16 protein-coding genes and 1 tRNA gene are annotated in these 21,435 nt (G+C 65.4%); 8 read left to right on the top strand and 9 right to left on the bottom strand.

What is annotated here, in order from left to right:
• Positions 1-6 precede the first annotated feature (6 nt).
• Genes RBT42_RS08445 through RBT42_RS08435 form a run of 3 tightly spaced genes read right to left on the bottom strand, consistent with a single transcriptional unit; the run spans position 7 to position 3,034 of the window.
• Positions 7-1,761, bottom strand: coding sequence for a cation:proton antiporter (locus RBT42_RS08445; RefSeq protein WP_320364075.1), 1,755 nt, complete (start codon positions 1,759-1,761; stop codon positions 7-9).
• A gap of 2 nt (positions 1,762-1,763) precedes the next feature.
• Positions 1,764-2,465: an RNA ligase family protein gene (locus RBT42_RS08440; protein ID WP_320364073.1), complete on the bottom strand. Its 702-nt coding sequence runs from the start codon at positions 2,463-2,465 to the stop codon at positions 1,764-1,766.
• Between the two features lie 23 nt (positions 2,466-2,488).
• A complete protein-coding gene (locus RBT42_RS08435; RefSeq protein ID WP_320364071.1) occupies positions 2,489-3,034 on the bottom strand; it encodes a hypothetical protein in 546 nt (181 codons plus the stop codon).
• 132 nt (positions 3,035-3,166) lie between these two features.
• On the opposite strand from RBT42_RS08435, the gene RBT42_RS08430 reads away from it, so the two are divergent.
• The 6 genes from RBT42_RS08430 (at position 3,167) to RBT42_RS08405 (ending at position 10,227) form a co-directional block, all read left to right on the top strand.
• Positions 3,167-4,864 carry an ExeA family protein gene (locus RBT42_RS08430; protein ID WP_320364069.1) on the top strand — a complete coding sequence of 566 codons (1,698 nt, stop codon included), beginning with the start codon at positions 3,167-3,169 and terminating at the stop codon, positions 4,862-4,864.
• Positions 4,848-5,657: a general secretion pathway protein GspB gene (locus tag RBT42_RS08425; RefSeq protein WP_320364067.1), complete on the top strand. Its 810-nt coding sequence runs from the start codon at positions 4,848-4,850 to the stop codon at positions 5,655-5,657. Before RBT42_RS08430 ends, RBT42_RS08425 begins: the two co-directional genes overlap by 17 nt.
• Positions 5,658-5,851: 194 nt before the next feature.
• Positions 5,852-6,601 (top strand): PKD domain-containing protein, encoded by a 750-nt coding sequence (locus RBT42_RS08420; protein ID WP_320364065.1) that lies wholly within the window; start codon positions 5,852-5,854, stop codon positions 6,599-6,601.
• The gene (locus RBT42_RS08415) at positions 6,516-7,910 is read left to right on the top strand and encodes a NucA/NucB deoxyribonuclease domain-containing protein (protein ID WP_320364063.1); all 1,395 of its coding nucleotides are present in this window, start codon (positions 6,516-6,518) and stop codon (positions 7,908-7,910) included. Before RBT42_RS08420 ends, RBT42_RS08415 begins: the two co-directional genes overlap by 86 nt.
• A gap of 12 nt (positions 7,911-7,922) precedes the next feature.
• Positions 7,923-9,662 (top strand): hypothetical protein, encoded by a 1,740-nt coding sequence (locus RBT42_RS08410; RefSeq protein ID WP_320364061.1) that lies wholly within the window; start codon positions 7,923-7,925, stop codon positions 9,660-9,662.
• Between the two features lie 16 nt (positions 9,663-9,678).
• A complete protein-coding gene (locus tag RBT42_RS08405) occupies positions 9,679-10,227 on the top strand; it encodes an SMI1/KNR4 family protein (RefSeq protein ID WP_320364059.1) in 549 nt (182 codons plus the stop codon).
• On the opposite strand, the gene cphA (RBT42_RS08400) is transcribed toward RBT42_RS08405, so the two are convergent.
• Entirely contained in the window at positions 10,218-12,794 is a 2,577-nt protein-coding gene (gene cphA, locus RBT42_RS08400; RefSeq protein ID WP_320364057.1) for a cyanophycin synthetase, read from the bottom strand. The genes RBT42_RS08405 and cphA (RBT42_RS08400) overlap by 10 nt on opposite strands.
• Before the next feature lie 55 nt (positions 12,795-12,849).
• Positions 12,850-15,069 (bottom strand): cyanophycin synthetase, encoded by a 2,220-nt coding sequence (gene cphA / locus RBT42_RS08395; protein ID WP_320364056.1) that lies wholly within the window; start codon positions 15,067-15,069, stop codon positions 12,850-12,852.
• 146 nt (positions 15,070-15,215) lie between these two features.
• Between cphA (RBT42_RS08395) and RBT42_RS08390 the strand changes: the two genes are divergently transcribed.
• A complete protein-coding gene (locus RBT42_RS08390; RefSeq protein WP_320364054.1) occupies positions 15,216-17,501 on the top strand; it encodes an ABC transporter ATP-binding protein in 2,286 nt (761 codons plus the stop codon).
• Between the two features lie 4 nt (positions 17,502-17,505).
• Positions 17,506-17,964, top strand: coding sequence for a DUF1854 domain-containing protein (locus RBT42_RS08385; RefSeq protein WP_320364052.1), 459 nt, complete (start codon positions 17,506-17,508; stop codon positions 17,962-17,964).
• Positions 17,965-18,063: 99 nt separating this feature from the next.
• On the opposite strand, the gene RBT42_RS08380 is transcribed toward RBT42_RS08385, so the two are convergent.
• The 4 genes from RBT42_RS08380 to RBT42_RS08365 all read right to left on the bottom strand — a co-directional run bounded on the left by RBT42_RS08380 (position 18,064) and on the right by RBT42_RS08365 (position 21,427).
• Complete coding sequence (locus RBT42_RS08380; RefSeq protein ID WP_320364050.1) at positions 18,064-18,432, bottom strand: HU family DNA-binding protein; 369 nt, start codon at positions 18,430-18,432, stop codon at positions 18,064-18,066.
• 102 nt (positions 18,433-18,534) lie between these two features.
• Complete coding sequence (locus RBT42_RS08375) at positions 18,535-19,356, bottom strand: NADPH-dependent oxidoreductase (RefSeq protein WP_320364048.1); 822 nt, start codon at positions 19,354-19,356, stop codon at positions 18,535-18,537.
• A 127-nt stretch (positions 19,357-19,483) separates the two neighbouring features.
• Positions 19,484-19,559, bottom strand: a tRNA-Lys gene (locus tag RBT42_RS08370).
• A gap of 206 nt (positions 19,560-19,765) precedes the next feature.
• Positions 19,766-21,427 carry an exonuclease gene (locus RBT42_RS08365; RefSeq protein WP_320364046.1) on the bottom strand — a complete coding sequence of 554 codons (1,662 nt, stop codon included), beginning with the start codon at positions 21,425-21,427 and terminating at the stop codon, positions 19,766-19,768.
• Positions 21,428-21,435: the final 8 nt, after the last annotated feature.

Genomic DNA, 21,435 nt, shown 5'->3' with positions numbered 1-21,435 from the left:
GCGGCCTCAGGTCACGGCACCGTTGTTGAGGTCGGCCACGCGGCGCGTGCGCTCGCGGTCGAGCACATGGCCCACGGTGGTCTCGGGCACGCCCAGTGCCTCCAGCACGAAGGCCGACAGCTGCAGGCCGGCTTCGACCGTTTCCGGGATCACCATGTTGGCGCCAGCGGCCAGCAAGTCGCGGGCGTGTTTGGTGTCGCGGGAGCGGGCAAAGATCTGCAGTTGCGGGTACTCGCCCCGCACGGCACGCACGGTGGCCAGCGCGGCCGCCGGCTGGTCCATGGTCACAACCACCGCTGCAGCCTGGCCAACGTGCAGACGTTGCAGGAAATCGGGCCGCGCGGCATTGCCGTAAAACACCGGCTTGCCCTTGTTGCGCAGCTGCGCGACGAGGTTGGCGTCTTGCTCGACGGCGACGAACGAGACGCCCTGGTCGAGCAGCAGCTCACCGATCAACTGCCCCACGCGACCGTATCCGGCGACCACCACCTGCCCGGCGCCCAGGGACGGCACGGTTTCCAGCATGCTGAGCGGGCTGGCGGGCGGGTGTTTGGCATCCAGACGCGTGCCCAGCCACTGGCCCCACTGCGCCACCATCGGCGTGACAAACAGGGTCAGGCCCACCACCAGCAGGACGAACTGCGCCATCTCGGGCGACAGGAGCTGGCTGGCCGCTGCCACCCCGACCACGATGAAGGCAAATTCACCGCCCTGCCCCAGCAGCAAGCCGGACTCCACCGAGCGCCCCCAGCTGAGGCCCCCGACGCGGAAGATGACGGTGACGACCGTCGCCTTGATCAGGATGAGGCCGATGACCGACAGCGGCACCCACAGCGGGTTGGCCAGGATCTCGCGGGCGTCGATGCCCATGCCCACGGTCATGAAGAACAAACCCATCAGCAGGCCCTTGAAGGGCTCGATGGTGACCTCGACCTCGTGACGGTATTCGGTCTCGGCCAGCAGGAGGCCTGCGAGCAAGGCACCCAGCGCCATCGACAAGCCGGCCGCCGCCGTGAGGCCTGCGATGCTGAGGGTGGCCAGCAGCGTCAGGGCCATGAAGACATCGGCCTGGCGCTGGCGCGCGAAATTGCGGAACAGCGGGCGAATGACCTTGCGCCCCACCACGAAGATGAGCACGACGGCGACCACGGACTTGAGCAGGGTCAGGCCGGTGACCGACCACATGTCGGGGCTGCTGCCGCGGCCGAGCAGGTCGATGAGGATGAGGATCGGCACGACAGCCAGATCCTGGAACATCAGCACGGCGAAGATGGACTGGCCCATGGGGGTGGCCAGGGCCTCACGCTGGGACAACAGCTGCACGATCACGGCCGTGGACGACAGCGACAGGACCATGCCCAGCACCAGCGAGGACTGCCAGGCGTTGCCAAAAGCCATGGCCAGCGCCCCGATGGCGACCGAAGACAGGAGTACCTGCAAGGCGCCGGCGCCAAAGACCCAGCGCCGCATGGCCCACAGGCGCTCGGCGGACAACTCCAGGCCGATCATGAACATCAGGAACAACACGCCCATTTCGGCGAGCACCGTGACGCCCGCCCGCTGCGGAAAGGTGAACTGCGCAAGCCAGGGCCAGGTGTCGATCCACAGTCCCAGCCCGTAGGGTCCCATGATCAAGCCAGCCGCCAGGAAACCCAGCACCTGGTTGACCTTGAAGCGCTGCAGCAAGGGAATGAGGACCCCCGCCAGCACGAGAAACTCCAGGGTCTCGCGCAAGAAAGGCATGCCGTGTTGCTCTGCCATGCTCAGCCCTCGTCCGTCCAGGCCACGCGGTTCCACTGGATGGCGCGACTGCGCCAGTGCTCTTCGATGCTCTGCACGAAGTCGGGCCGAACCAGCTTGGCGCGCCCCAGCAGCCAGTCCTCGTCTTCCTGACGGATGACGACGCCTTCGAGCGAGCCGAGCCGGTAGTGGCTGCGGTGGGTGTTCACCCACTCAGTCAACACGGGCAGGCTGGTTTCCCCCGCGCTGACGCGCGGCACCTCGCGCAGGCCCAATCTCCGCACCAGTTCATGGCGGCGGCGGGTGCTCCAGAAACGCTGCTCGTCGCGGTCGTACACGTCGAAGGCGAGGAACCAGTCGGGCAGGGTTTCGTAGTCCAGCGAGTGCTGGGCGGCGCACCATTCTCCGAACAGGATCAGGCGGTCACCCAGGGCATCGAACAGGTCGCCCTCGCGGATGGCCAGCCACTCGTCGAGCCGGGAGAACTGACCGCCGTAGGGCTTGTTGAGGTATTGGCCACGGTTTTGCACGTGCAGCACGGCTTCGTTCGAAAACGAGATGCCCATGTTGGCGCCGTCGAGCTTTTCTTCGACGACGACGGGGTGTTGCAACAAGGCCTGGGCCTCTTCGGGCGACAGCACCTTGTCGTCACGCGGCGTGCCGCTGGACAGCCAGGCGATGTGGGGAGTATGCGGAAAGCGGAAGAAATCGTGGGTGTGCGACATGGGATCAATCGCTGGACGGAGGTTCAGTGGCCGAACTTGTGGACGTGGAACTCCTGCACGTCGTCACAGCACAGGAAGCGGATCTGCACGCCGTGATCGTTCAGGTGGGGCGCCCAGTCCAGCCACTTGGAGTCGGCCGCCTGCAAGATGGGCGGGCGCTCGGGATGGGCGTGCGCCACAGCGACGAACTTGCGGTCAGAGTCGTCAAAGTGGGTCAGGTCGGCATCGACCGGAAAGCTGAGGAAGCCGCGCTGGGCATCGACGTCGAGGTGGATCAGGTCGCAGCGGGCAGCGTCGTCGTGGTGCTGCAGCACCCAGCGCACGAAGGCATCGCCCACGCCCTGGCCATCGCTGGCGTGGGTCTTGTGCTGGTACTCACCCACGATGGCGTAGGCGTCGTCGAGCGCCACGCGACCTGCGGCCATCAGGCGCTGCAACCAGTCCTGGCAGGTGGCCACGCAGGCCGGGCTCACATCCGGGTGCTGGCCGTTGGCCACCAGAATGACATTGGTGTCGACCACATAGGTCGCGGGGGTCAGGCTGGCGGAGGGAATGGTCAGCGGCGGCATCATCCAGTCATTGTGCACCTTGGCGGGGCATGCCCGCGGCACGGACACCGTTATCCTGTGCGGATGTACGCGTCATTTTTTGGACTGACTCAGCCGCCCTTTTCGATTGCGCCCGACCCTCGCTATCTGTTCATGAGCGAGCGGCACCGCGAGGCCCTGGCGCACCTGCTGTATGGCGTGGAAGGCGGCGGAGGCTTCGTGCTGTTGACGGGCGAGATCGGGGCTGGCAAGACGACGGTGTGCCGCTGTTTTCTCGAGCAGGTGCCGCCCCGCTGCCATGTGGCCTACATCTTCAACCCGAAGCTGACGGTGCCGGAGTTGCTGCAGACCATCTGCGAAGAATTCCATCTGCCCGACAGCGCCAGCACGGCGCAGGCCGGTGGGGTGAAAGAGAACATCGACCGGCTCAACGCCCACCTGCTGCGCAGCCACGCCGAGGGACACAACAATGTGCTCATCATCGACGAGGCGCAGAACCTGTCGCTGGAAGTGCTCGAGCAGTTGCGGCTGCTGACGAACCTGGAGACGAACGAGCGCAAGCTGTTGCAGATCATCCTGATTGGGCAACCGGAGTTGCGCGACATGCTCGAACGCCCGGACATGGAGCAACTGGCGCAGCGGGTGATTGCGCGCTACCACCTGGATGCGCTGTCGGCCCCGGAAACGGCCCAGTACATCCAGCACCGACTGAAGGTGGCAGGCCTCGCACGCGGACGCCTGTTCGACAAGGAGGCCATGCTGCGCATCCACCGCTGGACGCGGGGGGTGCCGCGTCGCATCAACCTGCTGTGCGATCGGGCGCTGTTGGGCGCCTATGCTGAAAACCAGGCGCAGGTGACAGTGGCGATTGTGGACAAGGCCGCCAGCGAAGTGTTTCCGCGTCTGGCACGCCAGCGGGCGAAGGCAGCAGCCAGCCCCCCGCCGACACGCGCCACGCCCGGCCGACGCACCCAGGTGGTGCTGGCGAGCCTGGCCTTGGTGGGGATGGCGGGCATGGGGGCCGCCCTGTGGCTGCAGCATCAGGCGGGAGATGCACGAGCGCAGCGTCCGGTGGCCATGACCTCCCAGGCAGCCACAGCTTCCGGCGCCACGGCCGCCTCCGCGGTCAGCGCCAGCGCAGATACGGTGCGAGACACAACGCCTGCCATGCGCGCCGACGTGATCAGCGCAGAAGCGTTGATGCAAGCAGCGCTGCCCGACGAGAACGCGGCGCTGCGACAGCTGATGACGCTGTGGCAGGTGCCAGGGGTAGGCGGTGACGTGTGTGCGAACGCCTGGCGCCAGGGCTTGATGTGCCACCTGCACAGCGGCGGTCTGCCGCAGGTTCGGCAACTGGAACGACCGGTGGTGCTGCGCTTGCAGGCAAGCGGGCAACGTGGCCATGCGCTGTTGACCGGCCTGGACACCCGGTACGCCTATCTACAAAACGGCGATCAGACCGTGGCCATGCCTTTGGGCACGCTCGCCACCTTGTGGCGCGGCGACTTCGTGACGCTGTGGCGCACCCCGCCGGGCTACCGCGCCAAGTTGCTGCAGGGCCAGCGCAGCGCCACCGTCGGCTGGGTGGCCGCCCAGTTGGCTCGACTCGATGGCCACACCCTGCCCGCCGATGCCGTCACGACCTTCGACGCCGCCCTGGAAGCCCGCGTGCAGGCCTTCCAGCTGGCCCAGGGCCTGGCGCCCGACGGGGTCGTGGGCGCCACGACGCTGATGCAACTCAACCGGGCGGCGGGGGTGCCGGAACCGAGCCTGCACACACCGCCTGCCTCACCCGCTTCGCTCCAGTCTTCCCCATCTGCCAGCCAGCCCGCTCATGTCCTACATCCTTGATGCCCTGAAGAAGGCCGATGCCGAACGCGAACAAGGGCGGGTGCCCGGCTTGCACACGCCCACGGCGAATCTGGAGGTTGACCTGCCCCCGCTGAGAGGACGCCCACCGGCTTGGGTGATGGGCTTGGGCGCCGTGTTGGTGCTGGCTGCGCTGGGCTCGGCCTGGTTGTGGACGCGGCCCGTCGCGACGGCCACCCCCACGTTGGGGCCTCTTCAGTCGGATCCGCAGCCCGTGCAGGCCCAGGCCCTCCAGACGGCGCAGCCCCCGCTCGCGCCCACGGCAACGCCATCGGTCACGCCCGCCGAGCCCGTTCCGACACAGGCCCTGCCCCCATCGGTGGTGGCCACGCCGACACGTCTCAGCGCGCCACCTGTGAGCGCCTCCCCGATGACACCACCGCCCGCCAGGGCACAAGTGGTCGCGCCAGCCCTCCAGGCTGAGGTTCGCCCACCGGTGGTAACGCCGCCCCGGACAGACGCCCCTGTTCCGGCAGTTGCCGCCGCCAAGCCGCCCGCACGTGCACCGATCCATGTGGATCCAGCCGCGACGAGGGCCGCCCCCGCACAGGTGCCGAGCCTGGCCGAGTTGCCGGATGACGTGCGACGCAGCCTGCCCGCCCTGACGGTGTCGGGCGCCATGTATTCCGACCAGCCCGCCAACCGCATGCTGTTGATCAACAACCGCGTGTTCCACGAGGGAGACCAACCGGTCGCCGGCTTGGTGTTGGAAGAAATCCGCCTGAAGTCGGCTGTATTCCGCTTCCAGGGACAGCGCTTCAGCGTGAATTACTGAACCCGCTTGTCGCGAAATCGACGCCCCCTTACGAGGGGGCTTGGCGCAGTCGAAGTAAATCTAGACTCGCGCCCTGCGTGACCGCACAACCGGTCAGGCGAGAGTTGCGCACCCACAGCGCAACTTATTCATAAAAGCATTCACGGAGCCCCCTTTTGAAACCACGCCGCCCACTTTGGGCCTGGCTGTGCGCGATGCTGTTCGCGTTCATGCTCAGCGCCTGCGACCCTGCTGCCAACATCGTGGCGCCTGACCATGCCACAGTAGGAGCCGAAGTCAGCTTCCGAGCCGACCTTCTGCCCGAATACGCCCCGGACCAACTTACGAACCCTGAGTACACCTGGGATTTTGGTGATGGGCACACCGCTGCCGGCACCCAAGCTACCCACACCTATGCCGAGCCTGGCGAATACAAGGTGGTGCTCAAAGTCACGGATGACTTCAGCCGCCAATGGAATCAAGCCTATGAAACGGTGACCACCATCACCATTCACCCAGCTCAAACCAGCGCTGCCATCAACGCAACACAAGGGGGTGAAGTGCAAACACCCACGGGCGCCATCGTCGAATTTCCGGCTGGAGCACTGAGTGGGGACACAGTGGTGCAACTTACCCACCAATCACCTCGAGAGTTCGCTCTTCCGGAGGGGTTTCTGCCGCTGGGCGAAGCACTCGTCATCAGCACCGGAGGCACCCCCCTGAACGGCTCGTTCAACGTGAGCATGCCCGCAGTTCCAGAGGTGCCTGAAGGCAAAGTTCTTGCCGTTTTTGAGGTCCCGAGCCAAACAAGCACTCCGATGACATTAGTTGGCCCTGCCATGATGGCTCGTGTCTACCACGAGCATGGGCAGCCGATTGATGAGCGTACCGTCCGAGGCGCTCAAAGGCGGCAAAGTCAACCTCTCCCTGAGTCAAACTGGTGCCCTGATGCTGGGGGCCATTGATGCCCAAGCACTGACTGGCCTGATCGCCCCCATCAGCACGAGTACGAAGTGGAGTGGACTGCCCGGCATGCGCGACAACGCATGCAGCAGCGATGCCGACTACCGCCCATTGGATCATAGTGTATCCCCGTCCTACGAAACCCAGTTGCATAGCCGGCACGTGGCATGTTCGGAATTCGGTGAGACACAGCAGCCGACGATCGTTCTGGATAAAAACCAGAACCAGCGCTACGGCTACGTCGACCTGAATGCCAAGTGGTCCATCCACGGTCCATCAAACCGGCTGGGCAAGCGCATGCACCTGAAGCTCAGCTACGCCTATATCAAAGCCCTGAGCCCCTCTCTCGACGAAGTGTCCGTTCCCACATTGAATGTGCGCGCTGTGCTGAGCTGCCGCCCCACCTCCAACGAACACAACCCCGCCAGCGTGAACTGTGGCACCACCCAGGAGTTCACTTTGAACGATGGCGCCAAAGACGTGATCAAGGAATTCGACATCCCGATCAACTGGACTGAGAGCAGCAAGAAAATCGCCGAGTTCACGTTTGATCTGAAGTTGTACTACAGCGCCGATGGCACAACACCCACCTACGAGGGGCAGGTCATCTCGAATCAGTTGGAGTACGTCGTCCTGCGCTGCGACATCGGGCAGGTATGGGGCCAGGAGTCGGGCTGCGTCTTTCCGCAGGCCTCCGCCGTGCTGGCGCTGACCGACAATCCGCAAAGCCTTGCACACATCCGCGAAGCCATCGCGGGAAATGCATCGCTGCCTGGCCAGTACACCGGGCTGCGCGAAGGAACCCGCGCCATCGCGCTACGCCATAACGATCCCACCACAGGCCTTCAGCGTTTGCGTGTCACCAACCTGATCAAGGCCAATCGGACCAAGTCCAAGGCACTGTGCGATGCCCTGCCCACCCCGCCTGCGACCAGCGGCAGTTGTCCAGATTTCTCTGACCCGGACAGCATCGAGGCACTCACTCCCTGCGACTGCGACGAATACCCGTTTGCCTCAACCCGCGAAGGAGCCGCGATGCCTCGCACCTATGGCGACGCAAGCGTGCGCTACATCTCGCGCAGCGACAACCGCAGTGCCGGCTCCAGACTTGGTGCTTTTCTTCGCAAGGAGCGGTTGATTGATCCGTTTGATCACAAGCGTATGCGGCCAAGAGCTCAGCAGAAAGACCCCATTTTTGAACCGGACAAGGCGTGGTCAATCGACGCAAAAACACTGAATGCAACGATTGTCAACGACCTTGATGGTCTGTATTCATCCGACTTCGAGGATCGCTACTGGATCGCCTACTGAGCTTCTGTGTCCATGAATCACACACCTATCAACCTCTGGGACCCCAACCAACTGGGCATTTGCGGACTTGGTGTGAGCACCTTCCATCGCCGTCAGTTGTACGCCGGAGATGCCGAATTGCTTGCACAATCGACCACCGATTGCTGCCCAGTTAAATTAACTGATCGGCCAGTACACGCAGGACGGGTGCCTGGCGAATCAGTGTTGGAGTTGAGGCAGGCTCTCGGTCATGTCCTGGCCGAGGATGTCTGCACACGCCTCCCCATGCCCAACTGGCCCCTGGCCAAGGTGACAGGCTACGCCATCTGTTCAGCACAGTGGCAACAGGCCAACGACGGCAAGGCCCTCAAGCTGGCTGAGACGCCCATTCATTCGCCCGGCCACCACTGGTCATACACCGGCTTTGGCCTGCCCCAGTGGCTTTCACCTATCCCAGGCAACCCCAAGCGCATGGCCTTCAAGGTGGAAGCGCTGCGTCCTATGCCTTTCGAAACCGACGCGGTGCTGCATGCCATGTCTCCGTTCTTTCGGGGAACCACATTCAAAGAAAAACGCTCCGAGCGGGTCATCGCCCCGCCACCGGCTGGACATGACGTACTGGGGCGTGGAGCCCACCTGCCTGCTGGCGCGCCTTTGCTCAAGCGAGGTCAACCTCTGGGAGCCAAAGAGTTGGCCATGTTGGCCGCCGCAGGCTACCGTCAGGTCAAGGTGTTCAATAAGCCTCGCGTGGGTGTGCTGATCATGCACCAGGCCTTGCGCCACCCCGATCACGAGGCCCCTACCGGCTGGTTGCCTGATTGCATGACCCCGCTCATCGTCGGCCTCCTCACGCAATGGGGTCACGCACCCGAAGACGTGTGCATCCTGCCTCTGGAAGACACCCAGGGCGCGGATGAGAGCTACGCACAACACATCACGGAATTCACCAATCGCTTTGACTACACGCTGATCTACAGCGGCGGAGAACGTGACATTGAGAGCGAAAGAAGTCCCCGCAAGCCTTACCAAGGACGATACTTAGGCGGAATGGGCGGCTACTGCATCTCTCTGCCAGACAATGAAGTGGATGCAGACGGCGCGGTGGAAAGCAATTACTACTACTTGTATGCAGGCCGCACAAGATCCCTTGAAAACATGAGTTCGCGTCTTCGCGTCCCCCTGTCACCCTACGAGCCCGGCCCCGACATCGCACCTCACTGGCTGACCTACTTCACAGGAACGGCCTCGCCACTGGCTGTCCTGCTCGGCATGTACCTGCATGTACGCCCCGTGCTCAAAGCCTTGTGTGGCGTCGGCGCTTTCCCGGTCATCAATGAACCCAAGACTCAAGGTATCTGCAGTGGCTCTGAGGCCATCCCACCACAGGCCCCTTTGCCACCCCGTTATTCGGCTGAACCAGACGGGCGTGTCTACATCGTCGAAAAGAACAAAGCCATCTACCTTGATCTGCCGCCCCCCCCAGAGGCCGTCAAACACTTTGCCCGTGGCGCCTCGGAAGACCATTGGCGCCGCCATCTGCCCCTGTGGTTCACCGGCGTGCTCATCCATCCGGCGCCCCGCGACCCCGATCGCCACTGGCTACAACTGGCCACCCTGCACCCACTGCCCGACGGGCGTACCGGCTTGCGCGTGCTGCCCACCGAAGAGTTCGAAGTAGCCCGACTGAATCAGGCCCAGGCCATCTGCATGATCGACTCGGGCGAAGGTGACTTCCCCGAAGGTATGGTGGTGCATTACTTCTTGCTGGATTGACCACGTAGGCATGCGCATGAACACCCCACACTACATCGCTCCCTTGGCTTGGCGTACTTTGCAACAAGCACCCCAGGTGGCCCTGCGCTCCCCGGTGGCGGAGGCCACCCTGCAATCCGCTCAAAACACCTTCGGCCATGTCTGGCCCGATGCCTTGCTGGACGCCTACCGTCACCACAATGGCCAAACCCCCAAGGGCAGACCTTTGTTTCAGGACGATTACCGCTGGCTGAGCGTGCAAGAAGCCTTGCAAGAATGGCAGGTCTGGCAAGACACCATGGCAAGGCCCGACATGGCCGAGATGCGCCACACCCATGAATCCTGCGGCGCCCCCAACGCCCACGTGCGCATGGACTGGTGGAACGAACGCTGGTGGCCACTGGCCATCTCCGACAACGCCGACTTGCTGTGTGTGGATGGGCACCCAGGCCCCACCGGCACCCTGCACCAGATCATCGAAGTATCGTCGGCGCACGAAGGCCGGTCGCGCACGGCCCTTTCGATTGCGGTGTTATTCAACAACGCCGCAGCCGACTTGGCCGGCGACCTGTCAGATCAGGGCTGAGCAGCAGCGGCGCAGCGCGCACTCAAATGGGCCAAGGCTTCTTCTACCTGGTCCACGAGCACCAGGCACAGATCGCCCGGCTGCAAGCGGTTCAAGGCGGTGTCGATGGCCAGGAACTCGCCACGGATCTCGTCCACATGCTTCACGCGCGGCGCGTTCGCCAGGCCTTCACGCAGCAGCTTCAAGACCTCGCCATCGGCACGGCCACGCTGGCAGGCATCCTGAAACAGGATGACTTCGTCAAAGGCCTGGCCCAGGATGGTGGTCTGCTCGCGGATGTCCTCGTCGCGCCGGTCACCAGCCCCGCTGATCACCACCGAGCGGCGCTGCGCCGGCAAGGCGTTCACGGCCGACACGAGAGCGCGCATGGCGTCCGGGTTGTGGCCGTAGTCGGCGATCACGGTGGCGCCCTTGAAGTCCATCACATTGAAACGGCCCGGCGCGTTGTCGGCGTCGTTGACGAAGCTGGCCAGGCCGCGGCGGATCAAATCCCAATCCAGGCCGCTGCTCCAGGCCGCCCCCACCGCCGCCATCACGTTCTCGATCTGGAAGCCGATGGTGCCGTTGCGGGTGATGGGGATGTCGCGCAGCGGCAGCAGTTCGCGCCAGCTGCCTTCGGCCACGACGATGGCGTCGCCGTCGATGCAGATGCTGCGCTTGCCCTGGGCGCGGTGCGCGGTCAGCACGGGGTTGTGCGGCTCGGCCGAGAAGTAGATGACGCCGCCCGGGCACTTGGCCGCCATCGCCACCACCATGGGGTCACCCGCGTTGAGCACGGCATAGCCGTCCTCGGCCACGTTCATGACGATGACGCGCTTGAGCACCGCCAGGTCTTCGACCGTGGTGATGTAGTTCAGGCCCAGGTGATCGCCCGCGCCGATGTTGGTCACGACCGCCGTCTGGCAGCGGTCGTAGCCCAGGCCCTCACGCAGGATGCCGCCGCGTGCGGTTTCGAACACCGCCGCGTCCACATCCGGGTGCATGAGCACGTTGCGGGCGCTCTTGGGGCCGGAGCAGTCACCGCTGTCGATCTGGCGGCCGTTCACATAGACACCATCGGTGTTGGTCATGCCCACGCGCAGGCCACTGGTGGCCAGCAGGTGCGCGGTCAGGCGCGCGGTGGTGGTCTTGCCGTTGGTGCCGGTCACTGCCACCACGGGAATGCGGCCGTCCTCGCCCGGTTTGAACAGGTGTGCCACCATGGCCTCGCCCACATTGCGAGCCTTGCCGAACGACGGCGACAGGTGCATGCGCAAGCCCGGCGCGGCGTTGACTTCGACGATGCCGCCATTCTGGGCTTCCAGAGGCTGGTGCATGCCTTCGGCCAGCACGTCCACCCCGCAGATGTCCAGGCCGATGGTCTGCGCCGCCGCGATGGCGCGCGCCGCCACAGCGGGGTGCACGGTGTCGGTCACGTCGGTGGCGGTGCCCCCGGTGGACAGGTTGGCGTTGTTGCGCAGGATGACGCGCCGGCCTTCTTCCGGAATGGACTCCGGTGTCAGGCCCTGGATGCCCAGGCGGGCCACAGCGATGTCGTCCAAACGCATCTTGGTCAGCGCGGTGGCGTGGCCATCACCACGGCGCGGGTCCTTGTTGACTTCGTCGACCAGTTCGCGCACCGTGTGGATGCCATCGCCGATCACGTGCGCCGGCTCGCGGCGTGCAGCCGCGACCAATTTGTCGCCCACCACCAGCAGGCGGAAATCGTGACCCGGCAGGTACTTCTCGACCATGACGGTGCCGATCTCGGCCGCCGCCTTGTAGGCAATTTCGAGGTGATCGCGGGTGACGATGTTGACCGTCACGCCCTTGCCCTGGTTGCCATCCTGCGGCTTGACCACCACCGGCAGGCCGATCTCCAGGGCCACGGCCCAGGCGTCGTCCACATCGCGCACCGGGCGACCGATGGGCACCGGCACCCCAGCGGCGGCCAGCAGGCGCTTGGTCAGGTCCTTGTCCTGGGCGATGGACTCCGACACCGCGCTGGTCGAATCGACCTCGGCGGCCCAGATGCGGCGCTGCTGAGCGCCCCAACCAAACTGCACCAGGCTGCCCTGGGTCAGACGGCGCCAGGGAATGCCACGCGCCGCAGCCGCGGCCACGATGGCCCCGGTGCTCGGCCCCAGTCGGACGTCTTCATCCAGTTCGCGCAGTTCAGCGAGCGCGGCCGGCAGGTCAAAAGCGCTGTCCTGCTGTGCGGCCACGATCAGGGCCTGGGCGTGCTTGAGCGCCAGCTTGCCCACGGCCTCTTCGCTGTACTCGACCACCACCTGGTAGATGCCATCTTCCAGGGTGGCCGCCGTGCGGCTGAAAGTGACAAGGCAGCCGGCCTGCGCCTGCAGCGCCAGCGTGGCCGCCTCCAGCACATGGGCCAGGGAGATGTGATCGGGCCGCCCCGCCGGGCGCAGTGCCCCCAGGCTGGGGAACAGCTTGCGCAGGCGCTCCTCGAACCCGGGCATGGTGTCGAGCGTGCGCTCGTCCGGCGCACAGGCCACGACGGCCTCGATGGCCGTCTGGCGGCTCCAGAGATTGGGGCCACGCAGGGCCCGGATGCGAGAAACGTCCATCTCTTTGTCTCTTGGTGTTCGCGTCGAATGTTCGCGTCGTGAGATCGGGCCGGGCTCAGCGCACGGCCTGCGCGGTCGGGTCGAAAGTTTCCATGCCGGCTGCCATCAGCTCCGGCGAAATGTCCAGGGCCCAGGCCACCGCCACGGCAGCCAGCAAGGCCTGCACACCGGCGCCGGGCAGCGGGTGCTTGGTCAAGCCGCCCATCACCCGGCGCGCCGAGGCACTGTCCAGGTCGATGCAGCGCACCGGCGCATACCCGTTGTGGGTCAGCAGCACATGGTTGTCGGCCACCGACACGGTGCGACCGCCCTTGGCGCGGTGCGCCACCATCACCGGGCTGTGCTGGTCCACGTCGTAGAAGATGACCTCGCCGTCGCACAACTCGGCCATCTCGACCAGGCGCGCATCGGCCGCATGCAACACGGCCACGCCCTCGGGCAGCACCACGTCCACCTGCGTGCGCAGCACCTTGAACATCTGCTCGGGCTCGTGAATGTCGTGGGCGGCCAGCGCCGGCTCCACCGGCGCCTCGGCGCCACGCAGATCCGTCACCAGACCCACTTGGCAGCGGTCATAAGCCAGGCCGTCGTCGAGGATGGACACGGGGCCGTTTTCCACCACGATGGCATTGACCTCGCGGTTCATCAAGAGGCGCTCGGCCGCCGCAAAGTTGGCACGGTTGCCAGACTCGACGCAGCGCGAGCCCAGGAACAGCCCCTCGCTGCAGGCCAGGCCCACGACCTTGCCGCTCAGGTGCAGGAACCACGCCGTCAGGCGGGCGATGTGGCCCACCCCCTGCGAGCCCGCGACCCCGATGATGGGCACGCGCCCCGTCTCGTCTTCGTCAAACAGGTTGTCGACAATCGCCTGCCCCACCGGGCGCGGCAATCCCTCGGCGGGCTTGAGGTGCATCAGCAAACCAGGGCCGGCATTGACCTCGACCACGGCACCGCGCTGCAGCGCCAGCGGCTTGGCAATGTCTTCGACCACCAGGTCGATGCCGGCAATGTCCAGGCCCACCACGCGCGCGGCCAGCGAGGCCAGGTAGGCGATGTCGGGGTGCACATCGTCGGTGCAGTCGATGGCCACATTGCCATTGCGCTGCACCAGCACCTTCTGACCGGCCTTGGGCACGGCCTCGGCGTTCAGGCCCTGGCGCTCCAGCAGCAGGCGCATGGCCGGCTCGCGCTCCAGCACGATGGTCTCGAGCGGGAACTCCTCGGCATCGCCGCGGCGCGGGTCGCTGTTGAGCTGGTCTTCGATCAGGCGCAGCACGGTGTCACGGCCATTGCCGGTGATCCACAGGCTCTCACCCTTGGCGGCGGCCACCATCTTGCCGCCCACAATGAGCAGACGGTGTTCATCGCCACGCACATAACGCTCGACAATCACCTCGCTGCCCTCGGCCTCGGCAATCTTGAAAGCTGCTTCGATGTCGGCGCGCTCGGTCAACTCCAGCGACACGCCCCGGCCATGGTTGCCGTCGAGCGGCTTGACCACCACCGGCAGGCCGATGTCTTGCGCCGCCTCCCAGGCCGCCTCGGGGCTGTCCACCACCTCGCCCTCGGGCACCGGCACCCCGCAGGACTTCAGCAGGGTCTTGGTCAGATCCTTGTCACCGGCAATCGCCTCGGCGATCGCGCTGGTGCGGTCGGTTTCGGCCGTCCAGATGCGGCGCTGCGCACGCCCATGGCCCAGTTGGACGAGGTTACCGTCGTTCAGGCGGATGTGCGGAATACCCCGGTCGGTGGCGGCGCCCACGATGGCCGCCGTGCTGGGGCCCAAGTAGCAGTCGTCGATCTGGTTGCGCAGGCGCTCGACGGCCGCCGGCACATCGAAGGGCTCGTCGTTGATCGCGGCCATCAGCAAGGCGTGCCCCTCGGCCAGGGCCAGGCGGGCGACCTGCTCGTCGCGGGCGCGGAACACCATGCGGTACACCCCCCGCTGAGAGGTGCTGCGGGTCTGACCGAAACCGGTGGGCATGCCCGACAGGTTCAGCAACTCGATGATCACGTGTTCCAGGATGTGCCCGGCCCAGGTGCCCTCTTCCAGGCGCTGGACGAAGCCGCCCCGCTCCCCCACCCCGCAGTGGTGCTCGACCAAGGCTGGCAGCAAGGCCGTCAGGCGGGCGTTGAAACCCGGCAGCTTGTGGGAGGGCCAGTCTTCCAGCTCACCCAGGTCCAGCCAGACCTCCAGCACCTGGCGGTAGGTCCAGATATTCGGGCCGCGCAGGTAGTTGACCCGCAGCAACGTGATGTCGTTCTTCTTGCTCATGTCCAGCCTGTCTGACTGCGTTCAGTTCAATCCACGGTGCGTCACGGGGTCACGAAAGTCAACATGGGAGACGCGGCTTCGGTCAGAATTGCCGCCACGCCGCAGGCAGACTTGCCTCTGCAGCGCTTACCGGTCCGGCTCTCACCATGCAATCTCGTCATTCCCTTGCCACCCCAGGGCATGCGCCCCATCAGGACCTCGCCAGCGTACACCCGCCGCTGGCATCCGGAGACAACGTTCTCACCCGGCTGACGGTTGACCTGAACGCACAACTTCATTTTGCCGACGGGGTGATCGTCCTCACCGAGCATCATCTGCATGCGCGAGCCGATGCGCAAGCCGCTTGGCAAACCTGGCCCCTGAGCCCGGACCTGTCGCTTTTGCAACACGATCACGCCGGTGTGGCGACCCTGAGCCTGCACACCCCCACGCGCCAACTCGCCACCTGGCACCTCACCCTGGCGCAGCAAGCCCCCCTGCAAAGCCTGCTGGACCAGTTCGAGCGGCAGCAACAGATCCGCGCCACCGGCCACAGCCCGGAGGACGAAGACCGTGCCGAATGCCCGGTCTGTCACGCCCCCCTGCCCCCCGACAGCGACGAGTGCGCGGTCTGCCACCGCGACAAGCAGGCGCCGCCTTCCACCTGGGTGCTGCTGCGCCTGTGGCGCTTTGCCCGCCCCTACCAGGGCATGCTGCTCGCTGGTTTTCTGCTGACCCTGGCCGGCACCGCCGCCACCCTGGTGCCGCCCTACCTCACCATGCCGCTGATGGACGAGATCCTGATCCCGTTCCAGAACGGGCAGGCCATCGACACCGGCCATGTGATGCTGCTGCTGGGCGGCCTGCTGGCCTCGGCACTGGCCGCCTGGCTGCTGGGCTGGGCCCGCACCTATGTGCTCGCCCTGGTGTCCGAGCGCATCGGCGCCGACCTGCGCACCGCCACCTTCGAGCACCTGCTGCGCCTGTCGCTGGACTACTTCGGCAGCAAGCGCACCGGCGACCTGATGGCCCGCATCGGCTCCGAAACCGATCGCATCAACGTCTTTCTGTCGCTCCATGCCCTCGATTTCGCCACCGATGTGTTGATGATCGCCATGACGGCGGCCATCCTCATCTCCATCAACCCCTGGCTGGCCCTGGTCACCCTGGTGCCCCTGCCCTTCATCGCCTGGCTGATCCACCTGGTGCGCGACCGCCTGCGCACCGGCTTTGAAAAAATCGACCGCGTCTGGGGCGAAGTCACCAACGTGCTGGCCGACACCATCCCCGGCATCCGCGTGGTCAAGGCCTTTGCCCAGGAGCAGCGTGAAGCCGACCGTTTCCGCGCCGCCAACCAGTACAACCTGCAGGCCAATGACAAGCTCAACAAGACCTGGTCGCTGTTCACCCCCACCGTCTCACTGCTGACCGAAATCGGGCTGCTGGTGGTGTGGGCCTTCGGCATCTGGCTGGTGCACGAGCAGGACATCACGGTCGGCGTGCTCACCGCCTTCATCGCCTACATCGGCCGCTTCTACGGCCGCCTGGACTCGATGAGCCGCATCGTCTCGGTCACGCAAAAGGCCGCCGCCGGCGCCAAGCGCATCTTCGACATCCTCGACCACGTCTCCAACGTGCCCGACCCGGTCAACCCGGTCAAGCTGCCCGCGCTGCAAGGCCGGCTGGAGCTGGACCGTATCGGCTTCCGCTACGGCAGTCGCGCCGTCATCCGCGACGTGAGCCTGGACATTCAACCCGGGGAGATGATCGGCCTGGTCGGCCACAGCGGCTCTGGCAAGAGCACCCTGGTCAACCTGATCTGCCGCTTCTACGACGTCAGCGATGGCGGCATCCGCGTCGATGGCGTGGACGTACGCCGCATTGCCGTGGCCGACTTCCGACGCCACATCGGCCTGGTGCTGCAAGAGCCTTTCCTGTTCTTTGGCACCATCGCCGAGAACATCGCCTACGGCAAACCCGACGCCAGCCGCGAGGAGATCATCGCCGCCGCCCGCGCCGCCCACGCGCACGAGTTCATCCTGCGCCTGCCGCAGGGCTACGACTCCCTGGTCGGTGAACGCGGCCAGGGCCTGTCCGGCGGCGAGCGCCAGCGCATCAGCATCGCCCGCGCGCTGCTGATCAACCCACGCATCCTGATCATGGACGAAGCCACCTCGGCCGTGGACACCGAAACCGAAAAGGAAATCCAGAAGGCGCTGGACAACCTGGTCAAGGGCCGCACCACCATCGCGATTGCGCACCGCCTGTCCACCCTGCGCAAAGCCGACCGCTTGGTCGTGATGGACAAGGGCCGCATCGTGGAGGTGGGCCCGCACGACGAGTTGATGGCCCGCGAAGGCGCGTACTGGCGTCTGTACCAGGCCCAGGCCCGCAAGGCCGAACAAGACGCCCTGATCGACGATGCCCCCGCCGATGCCGCCAACAAGGACTGACACGATGCGCGACCTTACCCGCAACGACCTGGGCCAGTTGACCCTGACGCTGGACGACGGCAGCACCCATGTGGGCATCGTGCCCGTGCGAGCCTACCCCTTGAGCGCCCCCGACGAAGGCCTGTCGCTGATGAACACAGACGGCCACGAGGTGCTCTGGATTGACCGCCTGAGCGCCCTGCCGACGGCGTGGCGCCAGCTGCTGGAGGCCGAACTGGCGGTGCGCGAACTCACCCCTCAGGTCACCGCCCTGCTCGAGGTGTCGAGTTTCTCGACGCCGAGCACCTGGACGGTGGACACCGACCGTGGCCGCACCAGCTTCGTGTTGAAGTCCGAAGACGACATCCGCCGCCTCGGCGATGGCCGCCTGCTGATTCACAGTGCACAGGGCCTGAACTTCGGCATTGCCGACCGCACGTGTCTGGACAAGCACTCGCGCAAACTGCTGGAACGCTTCCTCTGACGGCGGAGCAGACCGAACGCCCAAAAGAAAACCGGTGCAGCCCTGGCGGGCGACACCGGTTTTTTACGCTGCGGAGCCCAGGCGGGCCCCATACAGCAATCACTTCTTCTTGGCAGCAGCCTTCTTGGCTGCAGGCTTGGCAGCCTTCTTGGCGGGTGCAGCAGGGGCCTTGGCAGCCTTGCGTGCAGCAGCCTTCGGGTCAACCGCTGCCTTGAAGGTGGCACCCGGGGTGAACTTGGGCAGCTTGGCGGCGGGGATCTTGATCTTGTCGCCGGTGCTGGGGTTCACGCCATTGCGGGCTGCGCGGGCGTGTTGCTTGAACGAACCGAAACCGGGGATGGTCACGGCATCGCCCTTCTTGACGGCCGCCACCACGGTGTCGAGCAGCGTGTCGAGGATGCGGCCAGCCTCAGCCTTGGACAGTTGGTGCTGGTCAGCAAGGCGCTGGATGAGATCAGTCTTGTTCATGAATGATGTTCTGAAAGCACCCGCAAATCTCGGGCAACACGATTGTGCCTTGAGGAAAGGCCGATGAACACTGGTGTTGACGCGGATCCGTCGCAAACACGCCTATTTCAAGGGAAATCCCAGTGCCTGCAGCGCCGCCTTGAGGCGGTCACGGCCTGTCAGGGCCTCCGGCGTCGCCACCCGCTTGCCGGAATGCACCGTCCAGGTGCCTCGCACCTTCATCTGCTGCTGCGCGTAGAACGCGGCCATGGCCTCGTTGTACGACGCGATCTCGGCTTGCTGCTCGGCCACCGGGCGATAACGCTCGTGGTGCAGCACGGCCGCTTGCGGCAAGCGCGGCTTGACCGAGGCAGGCTGCGCGGGGTCTTCCTTGCCCAGCGTCATGCCAAACACGGCAAACACCCGCGGCGGCAGACCCAGCAATTCGGCCACCGCTTCCGGATGGTTGCGCATGCCACCGATATAGCAACCCGACAAACCCAGCGACTCGGCCGCGGCCATCGCGTTCTGGGCGGCCAGGGCGGCATCGATCACGCCCACCAGGCCCATTTCCAGATAGTCGAGCGCATCGTGGGTGAGCCCCGCGGTTTGCGCGACCGCCTCCAGCCGGGCCAGATCAGCCAGCCAGACCAGCACCAGTGGCGCCTGCGCCACATGCGCCTGATCGCCTGCGAGTTCGGCCAGGCGCGCGCGGGTGGCCGGGTCGTGCACCGCGATCACGCTCCAGGGTTGCAGGTTGGACGAGGAAGCCGCCGACTGGGCCGCGGCCACGATGGCGGTCAGTTGCGCATCGCTGACCGGATCAGGCAGGTGGTGACGCACCGAGCGGTGGGTCAACAACTGATCCAGCAAGGGAGACCAGGCCTCAGGCACGGCGGGGGCCTGCTGACCGTAGCGGGCACTCAACAGAGAAGAAACAGACATCATGAAAGCCAGGAGGTGCAAAACATCAACACTACCGCAAGCCTGGCTCACACGCTGAGCGCACTGCCAAACCCGAGCGCGCAAAACAAAAAGGTCTGAACCTTGCGATTCAGACCTTTTGAAAATTTGGTGGGCCCTGAGTGACTCGAACACTCGACCAACGGATTAAGAGTCCGCTGCTCTACCAACTGAGCTAAGAGCCCGCACCTGGTATCTTCTTGCGAAGATCGCTAGAACTGGTTATCTAGCGAAGACTTGAATTATATACACAAACTTTGCGAAGATTCAAGTCTTTTTCAAAATTTTCATCGGCTTGGTCTGACTGGATTCGAAGATCCGTTGCGACGTCTGCTCAACGAAGACCGCAAGTATACACACAAAATCGCCCCTGGCTGCGCGCATGGCGCGCTCACAACAAGGCGCCGGGTGCGGGGCGCCCGGTCAGCATCTCGATCTCGTCGCTCAGCGCGCCCGACTCGGCGGCCAGCGCCGTGATCTCCTCGTCCAGCGCCTGTGCATGGGTGCGTGCCACCTCTTCGAGGTAGCCCACACGCTCCTGACTGAGCTTGTGCAGTTCGTAGCGGGCATCGCGCCGCAGTTCATTGAGAGCGTCCAGCACCAGCACGATCTGCAGCTGCAGGGTCTCGAACAGCTTGCGCAGGCTGGCGGCCTCGATCGAATCGCTGAAGTCCAGATGCCCCCATCCCTGCTTGAGCAAGAAGGCATTCGGGTCCTGCGCGATCTCGCGCAGGCGCTGCACATCGCCGCTGTCCCGGGCGCGGTTGATCTCGCTGGTCAGTTGCTGAAAGATCGCGAGCTTGCCAGCGTCGTGCGCGAAGCGGTCCGGATGGAACAGCCGCACCAGCTTTCGCCACAGGCTCTTGAGCTCGCGGGCTTCGTCCTCGGGCAAGGCCTTCTGCTCGGCCGCCTCGAAGGCCACCTGCTCGTACTCGGCATCCGACTGTTGCCAGGCTTCTTCACACTGCTGGGCCACGGCTTCGGCGGCCTCTTCGCCGTCATACACCAGGGCGTCCAGGTACTGGCGGCGATAGCTCACCAGCAGGCGCAGACGATCACGCTGCTGGTAGTGCGGGCGCAGCAGACCGAACAGGCGTGCCTGCGTGACATCGATATCGTGACGCTCCTGGGTGTAGCGCGCCTCCAGATCGGCCAGACGCACCCGTGCCGAGGCGATCAGGGCCTTGAGTTCATCAACCTCGGGTTTGACGAACACCAGCACGCCCGCCTGAGCCGGCTCGGCCGCGACCGGCTCACCTTGTGCGCCTCGCACAGCAGGGGTTTCGACCTGCGCCAGCGCCTCGTCCGCCTCGGGGGCCGGCTCGGCCAGTTGAGCCAGGTACCAGCGCCCCATGCTGGCCGAACGGGGGCTGGACGATCCCGCCAGCCACGCCAGCCACGCATGCAAGGCCGGATCACTCAAGGCCTCTCGGAAATGGCGCCCTTTGAACTCGCCAAAGGCCAGGCGCGACGGGTACCAGGGGGCCTGCGCATGCTCGCACACCGCCTGCCAGCTGTGCAGCCCGCGGCGCATCGCCAGCGGTTGCAGCACCGTGCCCAGCAGGTCCACCCCGGTTTCGACTTCGCCCAGGGCCGACGCGGGCGTGCGCTCGGGCAAGCGGTAGTACTGCCTCAAGGTCTGCAACTTGCCGCTGACCACGGGCACCGGGTCAAGCAGGCGTTGCGCCAGGCGCAGGGCGCAGAAGCCTTCCGTGCCGATGGGCGCGATGCCCAGCCGTACCCATTCGGGCTGCAGGGCGCGGTGCAGGGCCTGCGGCAGGTCAAACGCGACCAGAGGCAGCCCGTCGACGTAATCGGCCCACTCGCGGTAGACCTGGGCTGGCGCCTCGCCATCGCGCTCGATGAGCGCCCGGCTGAGCCCATGCACGCGCGAGCGGTCCTGGTTCATGTCCGGGCCGTGGTTGAGCAGGCGACGCCAGGCCGGACCTTGCGGCACCCAGCCCCGCATGCGCTGCGCGGCCAGCTCCACAACCACGGGCGAGCTCAAGCCCGCGGTCTCGACGTCAATGAGCACCCAGTCGCGATCGTCCATGCCGCGCC

It is taken from the genome of Aquabacterium sp., from assembly GCF_034003525.1.
Classification (GTDB): domain Bacteria; phylum Pseudomonadota; class Gammaproteobacteria; order Burkholderiales; family Burkholderiaceae_C; genus Aquabacterium.
This window is presented reverse-complemented; position numbering and strand designations above follow the sequence as displayed.